Raw genomic sequence first — 17,928 nt, 5'->3', positions numbered from 1 at the left:
TTTTTTATTTATTTCCTTTATTGGGTAAATATTTACTTAAGAAGAAATGAGGTAAATAATGGATAAAAAAGTAAAAGTACTAGTAGTAATGACAAATACAGACCACTATGGAAATGATAGTGAAAAAACAGGATTGTGGCTAGCAGAAGCAACAGAATTTGTAGATAAGGTAAAAAGAAATGGAATAAAAGTAGATTATGTAAGTCCAGAGGGTGGACAAGTACCCCTAGACCCTAGGTCTATGAAAAAACCATATGCTAGTAAAAAAGATTTTGATATTCTAAACTCCCTTGATTTTAAAACACGTGCTATAAAAAATTCTTTAAAACCATCAGATATTAATCCAGCTGATTATTTTGCAATTTATTATACAGGAGGCCACGGCGTATTATGGGACTTTCCAAAAAATCGCGAGCTTATAAAAATTGCAGAAACTATTTACAATAGCGGTGGCTATATTTGCTCAGTATGCCATGGTGTAGTAGGTTTACTAAATATAAAAGATAGCAACGATAACTACCTAATCGATGGTAGATATATAACAGGTTTTACTGATCAAGAAGAATTCCTAGGCGGTAAAAAAGAAAAAGTTCCCTTTAGTGCGGAGCAAGAAGCAAAAATACGTGGAGCAAACTTCCTAAAAACTCTCCCATATACACCAAACGCAGTAAAATGTGGTAGACTAATCACCGGTCAAAACCCATTTTCTGGTAGGGCAGTAGCTAGAAAACTTGTAAATGATTTAAAGAAAAAAGAGTTGTATATCTAGCTCACCATAAAAATATTTAGAAATTTTGCTAATCTATAAAATCATTAGAAAATATAAATGTAATTATGCTAAAAATCGCAGATAACTATCCTGCGATTTTTAGCTGCAAAATTTACTTTATAAATTAAGTCTAAATGTTAAATAAAGGAGAGAGTGTAAGAAATTTGAAAAATTTTGAAGATTTTAGAAAATTAGACAAATTACAAAAAGAGCGCGAAAATAAAATAATAAAAACAAGTATTTTTGGCATAATAGGAAATGGTGTGCTTGCTTTACTTAAAATAATCATTGGCATGAGTGCTAACTCCATTGCAATCTTAGTTGATGCAATCAACAATTTATCAGATGCAGCTAGCTCTATTATTACAATAGTTGGTACAAAACTTGCTGGAAAAGATCCTGATAAAGACCACCCCTTTGGTTATGGAAGAATCGAGTACCTAAGTGCTATGATAATTTCCGTAATTATTTTATATGTAGGTGTGTCTTCGCTAGTAGAAGCTGGTAAAAAAATTATAAATCCTACAACACCATCATATAGCTATATAACAATTGTAGTAATTATTTTATCAGTAATAGTAAAATTAGCTATAGCTTATTATTTTAATAAGGTTGGTAATGAGGTAGATTCTGATTCTTTAATAAACTCAGGCAAGGATGCAAAACTAGATTCTATTGTTTCCCTATCTATCTTACTAGCTGCAGGATTATATGTCTGGCTTGGTATATACCTAGAAGCCTATCTTGGTGCTATCATATCTATAATTATTATAAAATCAGCAATAGATATGCTTAACAAAACTATTTCACAACTTCTTGGCGAAAAAATTGATCCGGAACTTGCAAAAAAAGTCATAGCAAGTGTAGAAGCATTTCCAGGAGTAGAGGGAGCAAGCGCTCTCGTACTAAATAATTACGGGCCAAATGATTGGAATGGATCTATTGATATAGGTGTGCCAGATGATTACACAGCTGAGGAGTTAGATGAAATAATTAGAGATATACAACTAGATATATACTATAAATACCAAATAGAACTAACCGCCATTGGTGTTTATCCTATAAATGCAAGTGACCGTCAAATTATAAATGTGAAAGATGAAATTAAAAAAATAATATATTCTCATGAATATATAAATGGTCTCCATGGATTGTATGTTGATGAAATTGACAAAGAAATAAGATTTGATCTTATCATCAGCCTTGATGCCAAGGATAGGCTTAAAGTATTAAAGGAAGTAATAGAGGATGTAAAACATCACTTCCCAGATTATAATATCGAGGCCTTTCCAAATATTGATTATACTGACAAATAATTTTGCTAAAATATTAAATTATAATTACTCATAGAAATAAAACCTTAAATAATATATGCTAATATAAAGAGGTTGTTTTATAAATCACAAACATAAATGGAGATCCAAATGAAGTTATTTGAAAAACTAAAAGCTAAAAATATAAGCTTTAAAAATAGAATTATTATGCCGCCTATGGCAACTGCCAAGGCTGATGAAAAGGGTCATGTGTCCCAAGATATACTTGACTATTATCAAGAGAAAACTTGTGATAAACTTTTTTCAACAGTTATCATAGAGCATAATTTTATCGACCCACTTGGAAAAGCAAGTCACAATCAAGTTTCAATAGCAGATGATTCTTCTATAGAGGGGTTAAAAAAACTTGCAAAAATTATTAAAAATAATGGCTCCCACGCAGTAGTGCAGATTTCTCATGCAGGTAGTTCTACAAATGAAGATGTCATAGGTGAGAGTCCAGTTGCCCCATCTGCAATAAAAAATCCTTCTAATGCAAAAGCTTCAAAGTCAAGAGAACTTACAATTGAAGAAATAAAAAAAATAGAAGATAAGTTTGCAGATGCTGCCCTTAGAGTCAAGAAAGCAGGTTTTGATGGAGTTGAGATTCATTCTGCTCATGGATATCTACTAGATCAATTTTTATCACCCCTTACCAATAAAAGAACTGATGAATATGGCGGAGATATCAAAAACAGAATCAAAATTCATTTAGAAATTATAAAAAAAGTTAGAGAAAAAGTTGGAGAAGATTATCCAATATTTTTAAGACTAGGTGCAGGTGATGATATGGATGGAGGTCTTACTAAAGAAGACTCAGTATATGCCGCAAAATCTTTTAAAAAAGCCGGTGTCGATGTCCTAGATATTTCTGGTGGTATGTGCAAATTTTCAATTGATGATACATCAGCTGGATTTTTTGATTACTTATCAAAGCCTATCTATGATGAGGTAGATATACCCGTAATCCTTACAGGTGGAGTAAAAACTGGCCAAGATGTAGAAGATATTTTAAATCGTGACGTATGCGATTTAGTTGGCATAGGCAGATCAGTTTTCAAAGACTCAAACTGGATTAAAAAAGAGATAAAACCACTTATCTAAAGCAAATTCAAAAAATAAGCCAAGTGAATAATAAAAATGCAATTGGTTATAAATAAATTAGGAGGATATATGAAATTTTTACACACAATGATTAGAGTTAAGGACCTTGATAAGTCCTATAAGTTTTATACAGAAGAGTTGGGATTTGTTGAAAGTAGAAGAAAGGAATTTCCAGACAAGAAATTCGACCTTGTATACCTAAAACTTCCTGAATCTTCCGATTATGAATTGGAATTAACCTATAATTACGACCAAGAAGAAGACTATGACCTAGGAAATGGCTACGGACATATAGCAATTTCTAACCCAGATATTAAATCCTTTAGAGAAGAATTAAGCAAGAAAGGCTATGAAGTTACAGAACTTAGAGGTCTAAGTGACAATTCAGACAAATACTTTTTCGTAAAAGATCCAGATGGATATCAAATTGAGATTATAGAAAAATAGTATTTGAAAACTTACGAAATAAAAGGGCTTGCAGTATATCTGCTGGACCTTTTTCAAAATTGATATTGCCTGTGATTTTTATAATATCACCCTTTATAGTCTTTTATTATATATTTAAGAAAGAAAGATAAAAATATCGACTAGGCAAATATACTAATAAAAAGTATATTTACCTAGTCAATTTTATCCTATATAAGTTTTAATTATTAAATTCATTAATTGTTTTTATATATCTAATCATATTCTAATACTATCAAATTTAATCCGAGCCCTATTTAATTGCTTATTTTACAACATTTTTGTTATAATTATACTAATGATGACTTTATATATATGATTCTAAAATTTCTAAGAATTTGTCAACTTATTTTATTAAATATATATGTATATGGAGATACTTGCATCATCTACGATGGTTACAAGAATAGCTTATGGAAAAGATTGGATAGAAAAAGGTGAATTATAAATGAATAAATTGAAAATAGGAAACTTTCCGACACCCGTTTATAAAATAGATAGCTTGTCTGATTATTATGGGACAAATATTTATATAAAAAGAGATGATTTTTCTGGTTTAGAAGTTTCGGGAAACAAAATAAGAAAATTGGAATATTTGGTATATGATGCGATTGATAAAGAATGTGATGTTTTGATTACAAGTGGAGGAGTTCAATCAAATCATGCCAGGGCTACTGCTGTAGTTGCTGCCATGTATGGACTAGATTGTTATTTAGTACTTGAAGGTGCGGAAAAAGAATTTGAAGGCAATTTATTTCTGGATGAGGCCTTTGGAGCAAAAATTATTTTTACAAGCAATGTAAAAGATTCAATAGAGGAAATTGAAGCTAAGCTTTATGACATAGGAAAAAAACCATATATAATTCCTATGGGAGGATCCAATTATATAGGATCAAAAGGATACTTTGATCAATACAAAGAAATTTTATCTTACGAAAATGAAAATAATATAAAGTTCGATACTATTACTTTTGCAATTGGATCAGCTGGAACATATGCAGGTATTTATCATGCCAATGAAAAATTATCAGCTGGCAAAAAGAAAATCTACGGCATATCTGTTAATAACAGCGAAGAATTTTTTATAAAAAAAGTAAGAGAAATTTTAAAGGATAGCAAAGATGAAATTGATACTTCAAAAATCTATATAAATGACAAGTTTATAGGTCCTGGCTATGCTAAATATAGAAAAGAAGATATAGAATTTTATTTAGATATAGCGAGAAAAACAGGCATATTATTTGATCCATGTTACACAGGAAAAGCATTTGAAGGATTTATTTCTAATATTGAAAACAAGTTCGACAAAAAAGGCAATCATTTATTTATCCATACAGGAGGAATGTTTGGGTGGACAAAAGAAATGAGAGAAATGGCCAAAGAAATAGTAAGGGAAAAATAGATATATAATTTCTAAAATACTTACAATAGGCTTATTAAAGAAGCAAGCAAACACCAATCTTTAAGAAGCATAGGTCTAGATTAAAAAATTGAAAAATGTGTCAAATTCTTCTTGCCTCAACCCCAAAATCTATAATATGGATTTAGGGGTTTTTTAATTTCAAAAAATATATATCACAAATTTACTAGTTAAAATGTTATTAAGTTATTGCGTGTTTACGTTCTCAGACGAAAACGATAGTTTTTTTATGCCTACTTTTTCTTAGAGACTTAGATAGAGGCGAATGTAGTAAAAAAAATAAGTTTAGAAACTGTTGGGCTATTAGCAAGAGCCTATATTGGGGAATTATAAATGCTATATTAAGAAGTCAATCAAATAGATATACTGCCTCTGTTATAATATATATTTTAGAGCAAATCCAAGTAGCCTATGAAGATTATCTACAAACAAAGGACGCTGACTTACTTTTAGAAGAACTCAAATATCAAGATAGTTTTATTATAAAACCTCAGTACACCTTTACCAATCTAATCAAGGAAATAAATGAGGGAACTTTTCAGCTAGATAATCTAAAGCAAGCTTTTAATGATATAGAAAGATCAGATGAAAACTTTGCAGGGCTTTTTGATGATGTCGACCTATACTCAAATAGACTTGGCAAGTCTTTACAAGACAAAAACAAAAGAATAGCCAATGTTATGAAACAAATATCAGGTATCAACCTTGCAGAATATTCTGGAGACATCCTAGGAGATGCCTACGAATATATGATATCTAACTTTGCCAGCGAATCAGGCAAAAAAGCCGGCGAGTTTTATACACCTCAAGAAGTCAGCAAGCTAATGGAAATGATAGTTATGGATGGTAAAGAAGATGTCGAAGGCTATACAGTCTATGACCCGACCATGGGGGAACGTGTCATAATAGTGATGGGTGCAGTTTGTGTTAATAAATCAACGGTTTCAAGAACTTTAACTAAATATATTTCGTGCATTGCTTAGAGTAATTAGGATCTAATTGCTGTGAGCAGTGCATGAGAGGTAAGGATATTAGCTCTTGAATAGTTGATAATTATCTAATACAATCATATTTAAGGTGATAGTTAGTTACGCATCAGTATAATTATGTTCATGTTGAATATCTTAGTAGAGCAAAGGGTAAAATTTAGTTAGATAAAGAGTAAGTAAATTATATGGAGTAACTTACTTTTTTAGGAAGAAGTGACAATTTGAAATACAAGCAAATATTTAACTCTGGAGTTACTTTTCAACAATTTTACGATACTGCTCAGGATAGATATAAGAATTATGCTGATAATGCGATAAGAAATTATTTAAATTTAGAGAGAGATTTAGAAAAGGTTAGTAGTATAATAAGCAAATTTAATATACTTGCGATTGGAGAAAACTGGTGTATTGATTCTATAATTAATATTCCTGTAGTTCATTGGTTAGAAAAAAATAATGAAAATATAAAACTTAAAGTAATAGATACAGATAGTTACAGTAAGTTTATGCCTAATGGAAAAGTTATTACACCAACATTTATTATTATGAATCAATAATATCAGGAGATAGGGAAATGGGTTCAATATCCTAAAAGAATAATAGATGTGGTTGAATCTAAGGACCTAGTTCTAGTTATAGTAGAGAAAAGGAGATACCGACAGGGAGAATATATTGTAGATACATTGAAAGAGGTATTAGATATCCTGATTAACTATAGAAATAATATTTATTTAGACAGGAGGAATTAAAGTGAGTCAAGAAAATAAGATAAATCAATCTTGCTGTGGTTCAATACAAAAAAACATTGGTACCGTGGAAGAAAAAGAAAATTGCCCCAAATGTTACGAAATAGGAGAAAAAGTTAAGAATATAACTGTAAAGCATATGGTATCAGAAAACCTTATGGGAAAGGTTGTAGATGAAGAAACTTACTATTTATGTATGAATGAAGATTGTGATGTCGTGTACTATAACTTAAACAATGAAAGAGTTTTTTATAAGGAAGAAGTAAAAGTTCCTATATGGTTAAAAAAGAATGCAAATCCCAAATATATATGCTATTGCAACCAAGTTACAGAGCAACAAATTATAAACGCTGTTTTAGATGATGGTGCAAAGAATATTAAAGATATTATTAGACTTACAGGGGCAATGAAAAATGGAAAGTGCGAAATTAACAATCCTTTGGGTAGATGCTGTAGTCCTTTTATTCAGGAAACCATCAATAAAGCATTAAATAGCAAAGAATAGTTTGCGACACATAATTTATAAAGTACGTCACAACAGTAATAAAATTAAAAATAATAAAAAACTATAGAATTAAAATTTTAGCGGTTCAGATGTAAAAATCTGGGCCGCTTTTTTATTTTCTCCGGAAAGGAGGTCACCTATATGGTAAATAATGAAGTTAATAATAAGGCTATAAATATTGAGATAAAAGTGGCTCAGTATTCAGCAAAGGCTATTTTAAAAGCTATGAAAAAGATTATAGAAGATGCCGCTGAAAAAAGCCAACCACTTGCAGATTATATTAGTGAAAAAGGAAAAACTAATTCAAGGAAACTTAAGGATATGGTAAAGAAAGGTCAGCTGGAAAATATTGATTTACAAAAGGGTGAAGTCAAGGAACTTAAAAACCAACTTAACCGATATGGAGTAAACTTTTCTGTAATGAAAAATAAGGAATAAGGATTATATTCAGTATTCTTCCAGGCAAAAGATACAAAGGCAGTGGATCTAGCCTTTAAAAAGGCCATAGAAAGATATGAGAAAAAGGAAAATAAAAGAGATTCAACATATGATGATAGAAAAACTTATGGACAGGTAGTAACATTTAGAACTCCCTTTGCCTTTCAAGATGCTATAAGAGATGCCTTTAGCCTTTACTCCAATGGTGGGGGCAATTTTGTAACTGCACCTGATTATAAAGAAGCCAAACGCAGGTTTGAAGATGCAGCAGCTGGCTTATTACAATTTCAAATAGTAGATGATCCTGAGGTAGAGGTAGGCTATGAGAGCATGAAAGAGTTTTTAAAAGCCTTTCAAAAATTTGATAAAGCCAATGCAGCTGTGATGGTTTATAGTGATTATACTGATGAAGAAAGTTATTTTAAAAATATAATTGATGAGGACCAGCTAAAAGAATACATGGAATACTATGAATATCTAAAGGTTCTCATAGGCCCTGATGGGGATCCATCAGATGTTGAATTTGACCTATTAGATATCAACTACCAACCTATTTCTATTAGCACCAACATCATTGACTATTCCTACCTAACCAGCCTTATCCAAGAAAAGGCCAATAGCAGGGGAGAGATGAATCATAAAAATAATGTTGAAATAGAAAAAACTCTAGCAGAACTTATCAAACAAAACCCAGCCAAGGGAGAGGTCTATAGGCAAATTATAGAAGAAATAGACCAAAACCCAGATAAATACCAAAATGCTATCATAGATGAAGTAGCCAAAGACAAATTTAACACCATTATTCAAGCCAATATAGACAAATTTGCAGATAACTATAAGGTAAACAAAGAAGACCTAGAATTTCTAATAGCAAATTACCCAATAGACAAAAAAGAAGTCAAAAAACCACTGGGAGAAGATAAGCTAATCAAAAACGCAGATAAAGACCTATACAATCAGGCAAGTGGTGAAAATCTAAGCTTATTAAAATTTAAATCCATGCTTAGAAAAGATACCCATAAGTTTATAGACCAGAAGATAAGGCCTTATTTTGAGTAGGAGATATGAATGTTATTAATGATTGATTACAAAGATTTAATAGCTAGCCTTAAAAAAGGAAGAGAAATTGAATTTTCTTATAATAATATTATTTACTCTATAACTAATTATGAGGGAATTTGGTATTTCTCTGAAGAAAAAGATAATTTGACAAAGTCTCAAAGGCTTTCTAATTTTGATGATTATGATAACTTAATAAAAAATGTTAGTAAAATAACTATACAGAAAAAAACAATTAAAGATTTATTCGATAATAAGGAATACGACGAAGGAACTCTATATATCTTATAGTTAGTTTTAGGCACCTATCAAAATAGAGAAGAAAAGTCAAATAGCTATGAACCAACAAAATTATATTACAATAATATTTATTTAAAATTAATAAGTTTCTATTTAGACTGCTTATACAAAAGATGAAGGAATGTTAGAAAAAACTTTTAGAAATTCTTTGAAGATTAGGATAGCAATAAATTAAGAGAAAATTTCTAGATATATGAGTCTATTCAATAGGATAGGGGTATATGATATTCTAGACTAATATGTGTACAATAAATTATAAGGAGGTAGTATCATTCTTAATTAAATGATGTTAATAAGCAAACGATAGGAACAAAAAATATTTGGTTGCCATTGTTTATGATATTTTATATACTTGAATTTATAAAAATGTTTTTATATTTTAAAGGAGGAAGAGTATGAAAGATAATAAAAAGAAATTAGGAGCTGTTTTACTATCATCTGCATTATTGCTAGGAGCTTGTGGTACAGCGGATGATAACGGGCAGACAGAAACAACTGAACCTACAACAACAGAGGAAACTACTGATACCGAGACAACACAAGACACTAACGAAGTGGAAGAAAAAGAAACTTCAAATGATGAAGGTGGTCACGGAGACATGGTGCACGATGAATCTGGTGAAGTTCCTGAAGGAATGAAAGAAGCAGAAAATCCAGCTTATCCAGTAGGAAGCGAAGTTATTATTGAAAATGACCATATGCCAGGTATGGAAGGTGCTAAGGGTACAGTGGTAGGCGTATTTGATACTACTGCTTATGAAGTAACCTATGATGATACTGAGACAGGTGAAACTGTAGCTAACCATAAATGGGTAGTGCACGAAGAATTAGAAAATGCCCAAGATGAACCATACCAAGCAGGTGATGAGGTAGTTTTAGAAGCTTCTCATATGCCAGGCATGAAAGGGGCAACTGCAACTGTTGATTCAGCTGAAAAAACTAATATTTATATGGTTACTTACACAGATACAGAATCTGGGGAAGAGATCGAAAATCACAAATGGATGTCAGAAGACGAATTATCTAAAGCTGAATAAGTACTATCTTGCTAATAAAAAATAAGTATATTTAGCAAAAAAAAGCTACCATTATTGGTAGCTTTTTCTATATCTATATTTATTTACTATAAGATTTTGCTAAGTTATAAAGGGTTTTTACATGGACACCTGTTGCACCTTTTTCGTATAGGCCTTGGGCTTTTGATAGGTAGGCTGTGCCTGCTATGTCTAGGTGGACCCATGGTTTTTCTTCTATGAAATTTTCTATAAATTGGCCGGCTGTGATTGTACCGCCTAGTCTACCACCTGAGTTTTTGACATCTGCTACTTCAGATTCGTTGTATTTTCGTATTGTGTCATCATTTGGTAGTTGCCAGATTTTTTCGTCTGCTTCATTGGCTGCTGCTAGCACTTTTTCAAATGTTTCTTGGTCATTTGTAACAGCTCCTGTATAGATTTCTGCAAGGGCTACTAGGCATGCGCCTGTGAGTGTTGCAAGGTCTACTATAAATTCTGGGTCGTATTCTGTAACTCCGTAGTTTACTGCATCTGCAAGGGTTATTCTTCCTTCTGCATCTGTGTTATCTACTTCTATAGTAAGTCCATTTCTTGCTTTTATAACATCTCCTGGTTTGTAAGACCTGCCTGAAATACTATTTTCACAAGCTGCAACTATTCCTATTACATTTACTTTTAGTTCATTTGAGGAAATTGCATCCATAGCGCCAATTACTGTTCCTGCTCCACCCATGTCAGCATTCATAGTTTTCATACCGTTTGATGGTTTTATAGAGTATCCACCTGAGTCATAAGTGATACCCTTACCTACAAATACTAATGGTTTTTGTTCTTTTGGTCCGTTTAGGTATTCGATAACGATAAGTCTAGGTGGATTGTCTGAGCCTTTTCCTACTTCTAGGTATGCAGTAAGGCCTAGGTCTTTGATTTGTTTTTCATCATAGATTTTAACTTCTACATTTCTTGTTAGTCTTTCTTTAGTAGCTTGGGCTAGACTTTCTGGATATATGTCATTTGAGCGTAGGTTTACTAAATCACGGGCGAAGGCTTGGGAGTCTAGGACTGTTAGTTGTTCTGGGATGGCATTTGAGTTTTCGTTATCTAAGTCTTCGTCATCTAAGTCTTCTGGGAAGTTGATATTTTCTATCTTGCCGGATTTTTCTTCCTTGTAGTAGTCAAAGTTATAGTTTGCAAGGCTAACTGCTTCTATTATTTGACTTAAAAACTCATTATCTTCTGTATCTATGTTTTCTTTTTCAAAGCTAAGCTCATCTAAGTCTAGTTTGATGGCTGCTTTTGTTAGTTTATAGATAGCTTTTTTAAAACTTTCTTTATCTAGTTTTTCTTTTTCGCCTAGGCCCAATAGAATGGTACTTTCGCTTGGATTTGGTAGGACTTCTCCTAGATCTGCCTTAAAGTATGGGTTGTCGGTTTGATTTTTGTAAGCAAATTTTACTAGATTTGCTTTTTTGTAATTATTAAAATTTACTTGCATTTTTTCTCCTTTACAGATTATCTTTTTTACTTGTGTTTACTGGATCATAGAGGTGGCTATCTAGGCCTATTGAGCTATCATCTGACTTTGTGATGACTGATATAGAGCCTTGGCTTTCTAAAATCACGGCCTGGACTTTTTCTAGTGATCCAACACCACTTGATCTAACCGCCTGCAAGATTTCTCTTTCTGTTACTCTTTCAACTTTCATAGTATCATATAAAAATTTATTATCATAGTAGAGTAGGGCGGGGTCGGATTTTATTTTTTCTTCAAATTTATCATACTTATAGGAAAGTCTACTTATAATATATTGGCCACCTAAGAGGACTATGATTGCAGTAGTACCTTGGGCTAGCTTTACATCTTTTGTAGTTAACACGGATGCAAAGACTGATCCTATGGCTATAGTTATGATAAAATCAAATATATTTAGCTTTGATAGGCTGCGCTTACCAGTTATCCTAAGGGCTATAATAAGGAAGATATAGATAAGTATTCCTTTTATAGCAGTAGAATATATAGTTACAAAGTTATTATAAAATATATTTCTCATATAACTCCTTTCATATTTTACCTATAATTATTATAAATTATTAATAAAAGTTAGTAAAATTTATACTTGCATTCTGATAAAATAGCTGCTAGGTACTTAGATGATGTGATAAATAAAAGCGCTATTTATAGATTATTGTAGATGTATTCACGATATATTTCTTCTATTGCATTATATTGTTATATATTATATAATTGTCTAGTATTTTTGAATACATATTATATTATTTGTTTTAAGGAGGAGGATTATATGCAAAATATAATCGGAGTTGCCAATTGGATGTGGGATAACGTTATCGGATATATATTGTTAGCAGTTGGTCTTTACTATTCGCTAAGACTTGCTTTCCCTCAGTTCAGATATGCTGGCAACATAAATAGAGTTTTAAAGAAAAACTTAAAATCTGGTGACAACATCAGTGGTTTTGCAGCCCTTGCAACTGCAGTTGGAGGCCAGGTAGGTACTGGATCTCTTGTTGGGGTGGCCACAGCTATCGTATGGGGAGGCCCTGGAGCAATTTTTTGGATGTGGATTACTGCTCTTTTAGGAATGGTAATTACATTTGCAGAAACAGTTTTAGGTCAACTATACAGAGTAAAACTAGAAGATGGTACATATAGGGGAGGACCTGCTTACTATGTACAATATGGACTAAAATCTCGTGGTTTTGCTGTTTTAACTGCATTTTTCTATATCCTAGGTGTAGGCTTGTGTATTGCCTTTATGCAATCAAACTCTATTGGTCAAGCCTTTACAGGAGTTGTCAATGCAAATCCTATCTGGCCTGGAATAGTTGTAACTATTGCTGCAGCTATCATTACATTTGGAGGAGTAAAAAGACTAACAGAGTTCTCATCTAGAGTTGTTCCTTTTATGGCAGGTCTTTATATCTTGGCAGTTTTATTTATCATAATTACTAATATTAAAGAAGTACCTGCTATGTTTGGATTAATTTTTAGAGGAGCTTTCAAACCAGAGGCTATAGTAGGTGGTTTAGCAGGACACACTATTACAGAAGCATTTAGACATGGGGTTGCTCGTGGATTATTCTCAAACGATGCTGGAAACGGTATAGCTGGTATCATGCACGCATCAGCAGATGTAAAACACCCAGCTGAACAAGGTTTCCTAGCTATGTTTGGTACTTTTGTAACAACAATTATTATTTGCTCTCTATCTGCATTTGCTATTCTATTAACAGGAGTAGCTGGTAATGGTCACGATGGTATCTTACTAGTACAAGATGCTTTCCAATCTCAATTTGGCCAAGTAGGTAGATGGCTAGTGTTCTTCTCCATGACCTTATTTGGTTTTACAACTCTAATTGCCGACTTATTCTATGGTGAGAGCAATATTTTATTAATGTTTGGTAAAAACTACAAAACTCCACTTTGGATTTATAGAATCGTAGCATTTATCATGTTCTTAGTAGCAACTCAAATGGATTTATCTATCGTATGGGGCTTTATCGATGTATTTGTTGGTATAGTTGTATTTATAAACGTAATTTGCTTATTCCTACTATTTAAAGATGTTAAGGTAGTACTAAAAGATTATCAAAAACAGCTTGATGAAGGAATAGAAGAACCAGTTTGGGAAAGGGATGAAGAGTACCATTTATATTAAAAAATAAAAGTGCAAGGGGGAGGTCCCTGCACTTTTTTATCCCCAAAATTCTTCTGCTATTTTTTGACCTTGGTCAATTTTTTGCCATTGCTCATCTATAGTCAGCTCATTTCCTCCATCACAAGATGCAAAACCACACTGGTGGGAGAGGTAAAGTCTATCTTTATCTATAATTTCGCTAGCTTTTTCTAAAAGCTCTTTTACTCTTTTTTCATCATCTAAGCTATTTGTCTTACTGGAAAGTAGACCTAAAACTACTTCATTATCCTTATTTTTAAAAGCTTTTAGAGCTTCAATAGATCCTGCTCTTTCATCATCCCATTCTAGGTAAAATCTATCGTAGTTTTGTTTTTCTAAAAATAAATCTGCTATGGACTCATAAGATCCATCACTCATAGATCTTGAGTCGTAGTTACCTCTACAGTTGTGAGTATAAACCTTTAGTTCAAGCTTGTGGGCATAGTCTATTACTTCATTATTTATATCTATAAATTTATAGGCAAGCTCTCTTTTTTCAGCCTCAGTAGAGTCAGCTGAAAATGGAGAATCCTCATTGTCTTCAGCAAATAGTTCCCACAGGCAGTCATCAAATTGGATTATTTTGCCACCAGCTTTTTTATAGTCATCTAAAAATTCTTTGTAGGATGTTTTCAAATCTTTTTCAAATTCGTCAATCTTACCAGCATAGTAGCCATCATCTAGTCTACCAAATAGAGAAAGTTCTCCATAAATATGTGATGGGGAAGGTATACATTGTTTAACTTCCTTGTCTCCTGCAAGGTCTTTAACTCTTTTAAAATCATCAATAAATGGGTGGTTTTTGCCGCTAAGCTTATCAGTTAATTTGATGCCGATATCTTTTCTAGTTTCGTATTTTTCTTTTTTGTTATCCTTATCTCTAAAGAAATATCCAGACTCATCGATATATCTTTTTACTCCATTAAGACCCCAGACAAAGTCTAAGTGCCAAAGAGACTTGGAGTATTCTCCATCAGTTATTTGTGGTAGGTTATGCTTTATTTGTGCATCAACTACATTTTTTACTGCCTCATCCTCAGCTTCCTTATATCCTTCGATGTCATCATAAAATGGATATGTAATGTCATCCCTGTGTTCTATTTCTTTTTTGTATTTTAATAATTCCTCTTCTCTTAGTAACGATCCTACTGTTAAAAATCTTTCGCTCATTATTAGCTCCTTTATTAAAAATATTTAGAAATAAAACGCTAAAGTAAAATTTTTATAAAAAAAGACCCCGTCCTTAGAAAGGACGAGGTCACTCGTGTTACCACCTTAATTTTATATCAATCTCGCAATTAATAACTCATCAGGTACAAATTTATACCCTATCGCTGTAACGTGCGCACACGGATTATCTTAAAAATTCGGATAACCAACTTAGAGGCCATTTTCACCTTGCTTTACCTAGACTAATCTCACCAAACTTAGCCTCTCTGGGTAGGTTTTAGCAATGCTACTTTTCTCATCAACGTTTTTATTTCTAGCTACATTATAGGGAGTGATTTTTGTTTTGTCAAATATTTTTTGTATTTTCATCAAAAAAAATTAATTATTATTAATAAATAAAGTCTAGTATAATGATTATATCAACAAAGAGGCGGGGAGAGTATGAAAAAAATTATTTTAGCTGGTGGCGGCCATGGCCATATAAATGTACTTAAAAATTTAATCAAAAATCCAATTAAAGATAATAAGATAATTTTGATAACTGATTATAAAAGACAATATTATTCAGGTATGCTGGCAGGTTACATAGAAGGGATCTACACAGAAAAAGAAATATCCTTTGACGTGCCAAAACTCTGCAAAATGGCAAATGTATGTTATATTGAGCAAAAAATTATCAGCATAGATAAAGAAAAGCAAAGGGTGGTTACTGAAAGTGAGGCATATAGCTATGACTATTTATCAATAAATTTAGGATCCTTATCTAAATTAAACTTTAATACAGACTTTAAGGGTGTAACCTTAGTAAAACCTATCCTAAATGTAGTAAATGCAAAAAAGAAAATAATAAACTTATCCAAAGAAAAGCAACATCCAAAAATTACCTTTATAGGAGCAGGGGCATCTGGTGTAGAGCTTGCTTTATCTTTTAAAGCAGCCTTTCCAAAGGCTGATATTAGTATAATTACAGCTAGAGATATTCTAAAAAATTTTAATAATAAGGCCAAAAAAAGCTTTGAAAAACTTTTATATCAAAAAGGCATAAGAGTTATAAAAAATGAACGAGTTATGGAGGTTAGAGATAATAAAATATTTACATATAAAAATTCCTATAACTTTGACCATGCCTTTGTTACTTCAGGTTTTAGCGGCCCAGATGTTGCTTTTGATGGTTTTATGACCTTTGGACAAAATTATCTAGGAGTTGATGAAAATCTTTTAGCAAGCAAAAATACCCTAGCCATGGGAGATGTTGCAACAATTAAAAAATATCCATCCATGCCCAAGGCAGGGGTATATGCTATACGTGAAGCTCCTATTCTTTATGAAAATTTACTAAAGCTAATAAATGGGGATAATGATTTTAAAGCTTATAGGCCGCAAGAAAAATATCTGCAAATTATAAATTGTTGCAACAAAAAGGCCCTAGCAAATTATGGAAATTTTTCTAAGTATGGGAAAATTAGTTGGATGATTAAAGATAAGATAGACAGAGATTATATGAAAGTTGAAAAATAAAAATATTACTCTATAGGTATTTAAAAATTATATGCCTATTAAATAGTTTAATAAGAAAATTTAAAAAGTTTAAATATATTTATACACTGATTAATAAATACAATTTTACCCCCGGGGGCTTAATTAAATTTTTATAAATAAAGTTATTGATAATTGAGCCTTTGATTTACAAGGAAAATATTTTATTATATAATATAAGTAACAAAATAATATATCATATTATATTTGGCACTCCCAAAAACTGCCACCTTCACAGTTATTGGGAGTTTTTATTAAGAAAAGGAGGGGTGATTTGTCAGAAGTAAAACTTGAAAGTATTTCTAAGATATATCCAAACGGTTTCAAAGCTGTTGATAATATAAATTTAGATATAAAAGACAAAGAATTTATAGTTTTAGTTGGACCATCAGGCTGCGGAAAGTCGACCACACTTCGAATGATAGCAGGACTTGAGGAGATTTCTGATGGCAGGCTTTATATTGGTGATGATCTGGTAAATTTAGTTGAGCCTAAAAACCGTGATATTGCCATGGTTTTTCAATCCTACGCCCTTTATCCGCACTTATCAGTAAGGGATAATATTGCCTTTGCTTTAAAGGTTTCTGGAGTGAAAAAAGAAGAACGATACAAAAAAGTAGATGAGGTTGCTAAAATCCTTCAGCTAGAGTCAGTTTTAAACAAAAAACCAGGTACTCTTTCTGGGGGCCAAAGGCAAAGAGTTGCCCTAGGCAGAGCTATGGTTCGTGATCCAAAAGTATTTTTATTTGATGAACCACTTTCAAACCTTGATGCAAAACTAAGGGTAGCCATGCGTGGGGAAATAGTTAGCCTTCATAAAAATTTAGAAACTACTTTTATATATGTAACCCATGATCAAACAGAAGCTATGACTATGGGAGATAGGATAGCAGTTATGAATGCAGGAGTTGTTGAACAATTTGACACTCCATCTAACCTTTATCACAATCCAAAAAATCTTTTTGTAGCTGCCTTTATAGGTTCGCCTCAGATGAATTTTTATCAGGCAAAGCTAACTAATAAGGATGATGATATATTTATTAAGCTTTGGAATAAGGAATTTTCTTTGCCAGAGTCTGTAAAAAATAGGTTAGATTTAAAAAAATCATCCCTGGATGTAGTTTTAGGTATCAGATCTGAAAATATTTATTATAGAGACTTAGAAGATGAGGATAAAAACCTAACCGTCCTTGCAAAAAAGGTAGAGCAGCTAGGAAGTGATACTTATGTATATTTTAATAGTCCACAAAGTAATGAGGAGTCGGTAGCAAGGTTTAACCCACCAAGAAGTGTAGCTATAGGTCAAGAAATAGGACTTAAGTTTGATTTAGAAAAAATAATTATTTTTGATAAGGAAACTGGCCTAAATATACTAAAATCTAACGATGTTAGTCATTTTTAGG

At 32.0% G+C, this 17,928-nt stretch carries 18 protein-coding genes, 1 pseudogene and 1 other annotated feature; of the genes and pseudogenes, 16 read left to right on the top strand and 3 right to left on the bottom strand.

All coding sequences use genetic code 11. The annotated features are described in order from the left end of the window. Window positions 1-58 precede the first annotated feature (58 nt). The 13 genes and pseudogenes from ACCQ40_RS06460 (at window position 59) to ACCQ40_RS06400 (ending at window position 10,145) form a co-directional block, all read left to right on the top strand. The gene (locus tag ACCQ40_RS06460; RefSeq protein ID WP_410033097.1) at window positions 59-769 is read left to right on the top strand and encodes a type 1 glutamine amidotransferase domain-containing protein; all 711 of its coding nucleotides are present in this window, start codon (window positions 59-61) and stop codon (window positions 767-769) included. Between the two features lie 164 nt (window positions 770-933). After that, entirely contained in the window at window positions 934-2,085 is a 1,152-nt protein-coding gene (locus tag ACCQ40_RS06455) for a cation diffusion facilitator family transporter (protein ID WP_410033096.1), read from the top strand. A 108-nt stretch (window positions 2,086-2,193) separates the two neighbouring features. Further along, window positions 2,194-3,186 (top strand): NADH:flavin oxidoreductase, encoded by a 993-nt coding sequence (locus tag ACCQ40_RS06450; RefSeq protein ID WP_410033095.1) that lies wholly within the window; start codon window positions 2,194-2,196, stop codon window positions 3,184-3,186. Between the two features lie 69 nt (window positions 3,187-3,255). After that, on the top strand, window positions 3,256-3,633 hold the full coding sequence (gene gloA, locus ACCQ40_RS06445) for a lactoylglutathione lyase (RefSeq protein ID WP_410033094.1): 378 nt from the start codon (window positions 3,256-3,258) through the stop codon (window positions 3,631-3,633). Window positions 3,634-4,099: 466 nt separating this feature from the next. Further along, complete coding sequence (locus ACCQ40_RS06440) at window positions 4,100-5,053, top strand: 1-aminocyclopropane-1-carboxylate deaminase/D-cysteine desulfhydrase (RefSeq protein ID WP_410033093.1); 954 nt, start codon at window positions 4,100-4,102, stop codon at window positions 5,051-5,053. 206 nt (window positions 5,054-5,259) lie between these two features. After that, window positions 5,260-5,751 (top strand): annotated as a pseudogene (locus tag ACCQ40_RS06435) (type I restriction-modification system subunit M N-terminal domain-containing protein); the annotation flags it as partial. Continuing rightward, window positions 5,752-6,054 (top strand): N-6 DNA methylase, encoded by a 303-nt coding sequence (locus tag ACCQ40_RS06430; protein ID WP_410033092.1) that lies wholly within the window; start codon window positions 5,752-5,754, stop codon window positions 6,052-6,054. Window positions 6,055-6,281: 227 nt separating this feature from the next. Beyond that, a complete protein-coding gene (locus tag ACCQ40_RS06425; RefSeq protein WP_410033091.1) occupies window positions 6,282-6,617 on the top strand; it encodes a thioredoxin family protein in 336 nt (111 codons plus the stop codon). A gap of 211 nt (window positions 6,618-6,828) precedes the next feature. After that, window positions 6,829-7,311 (top strand): Csac_0668 family 2Fe-2S cluster-binding (seleno)protein, encoded by a 483-nt coding sequence (locus ACCQ40_RS06420; protein ID WP_410033154.1) that lies wholly within the window; start codon window positions 6,829-6,831, stop codon window positions 7,309-7,311. Between the two features lie 141 nt (window positions 7,312-7,452). Then, complete coding sequence (locus ACCQ40_RS06415; RefSeq protein ID WP_410033090.1) at window positions 7,453-7,749, top strand: DUF3801 domain-containing protein; 297 nt, start codon at window positions 7,453-7,455, stop codon at window positions 7,747-7,749. Between the two features lie 42 nt (window positions 7,750-7,791). After that, window positions 7,792-8,808 (top strand): type I restriction endonuclease subunit R, EcoR124 family, encoded by a 1,017-nt coding sequence (locus tag ACCQ40_RS06410; protein WP_410033089.1) that lies wholly within the window; start codon window positions 7,792-7,794, stop codon window positions 8,806-8,808. A 9-nt stretch (window positions 8,809-8,817) separates the two neighbouring features. Next, on the top strand, window positions 8,818-9,099 hold the full coding sequence (locus tag ACCQ40_RS06405; RefSeq protein WP_410033088.1) for a hypothetical protein: 282 nt from the start codon (window positions 8,818-8,820) through the stop codon (window positions 9,097-9,099). 404 nt (window positions 9,100-9,503) lie between these two features. After that, window positions 9,504-10,145, top strand: coding sequence for a YdhK family protein (locus ACCQ40_RS06400; protein WP_410033087.1), 642 nt, complete (start codon window positions 9,504-9,506; stop codon window positions 10,143-10,145). 79 nt (window positions 10,146-10,224) lie between these two features. Here the strand turns inward: ACCQ40_RS06400 and ACCQ40_RS06395 are convergent, their stop codons facing one another. Together ACCQ40_RS06395 and ACCQ40_RS06390 are read right to left on the bottom strand one after the other, a co-directional pair. After that, complete coding sequence (locus ACCQ40_RS06395) at window positions 10,225-11,619, bottom strand: leucyl aminopeptidase (RefSeq protein WP_410033086.1); 1,395 nt, start codon at window positions 11,617-11,619, stop codon at window positions 10,225-10,227. Window positions 11,620-11,629: 10 nt separating this feature from the next. Beyond that, window positions 11,630-12,175, bottom strand: coding sequence for a DUF421 domain-containing protein (locus ACCQ40_RS06390; protein ID WP_410033085.1), 546 nt, complete (start codon window positions 12,173-12,175; stop codon window positions 11,630-11,632). Between the two features lie 249 nt (window positions 12,176-12,424). On the opposite strand from ACCQ40_RS06390, the gene ACCQ40_RS06385 reads away from it, so the two are divergent. Next, window positions 12,425-13,801 carry an alanine/glycine:cation symporter family protein gene (locus tag ACCQ40_RS06385; RefSeq protein ID WP_410033084.1) on the top strand — a complete coding sequence of 459 codons (1,377 nt, stop codon included), beginning with the start codon at window positions 12,425-12,427 and terminating at the stop codon, window positions 13,799-13,801. 36 nt (window positions 13,802-13,837) lie between these two features. Here ACCQ40_RS06385 and ACCQ40_RS06380 read toward each other — a convergent pair whose 3' ends face one another. Beyond that, a complete protein-coding gene (locus ACCQ40_RS06380) occupies window positions 13,838-14,989 on the bottom strand; it encodes a uroporphyrinogen decarboxylase/cobalamine-independent methonine synthase family protein (protein WP_410033083.1) in 1,152 nt (383 codons plus the stop codon). Window positions 14,990-15,064: 75 nt separating this feature from the next. Then, window positions 15,065-15,300, bottom strand: a binding site (T-box leader). Window positions 15,301-15,430: 130 nt separating this feature from the next. Between ACCQ40_RS06380 and ACCQ40_RS06375 the strand changes: the two genes are divergently transcribed. Together ACCQ40_RS06375 and ACCQ40_RS06370 are read left to right on the top strand one after the other, a co-directional pair. Beyond that, window positions 15,431-16,507, top strand: coding sequence for an FAD-dependent oxidoreductase (locus ACCQ40_RS06375; protein ID WP_410033082.1), 1,077 nt, complete (start codon window positions 15,431-15,433; stop codon window positions 16,505-16,507). Between the two features lie 292 nt (window positions 16,508-16,799). Beyond that, window positions 16,800-17,927: an ABC transporter ATP-binding protein gene (locus ACCQ40_RS06370; protein WP_410033081.1), complete on the top strand. Its 1,128-nt coding sequence runs from the start codon at window positions 16,800-16,802 to the stop codon at window positions 17,925-17,927. Window position 17,928: the final 1 nt, after the last annotated feature.

The sequence above is a fragment of the Anaerococcus cruorum genome, assembly GCF_046365495.1.
GTDB lineage: Bacteria > Bacillota > Clostridia > Tissierellales > Peptoniphilaceae > Anaerococcus > Anaerococcus cruorum.
The sequence above is the reverse complement of the archived record's forward strand: the minus strand, read 5'-3'. Positions and strand labels throughout refer to the sequence as shown.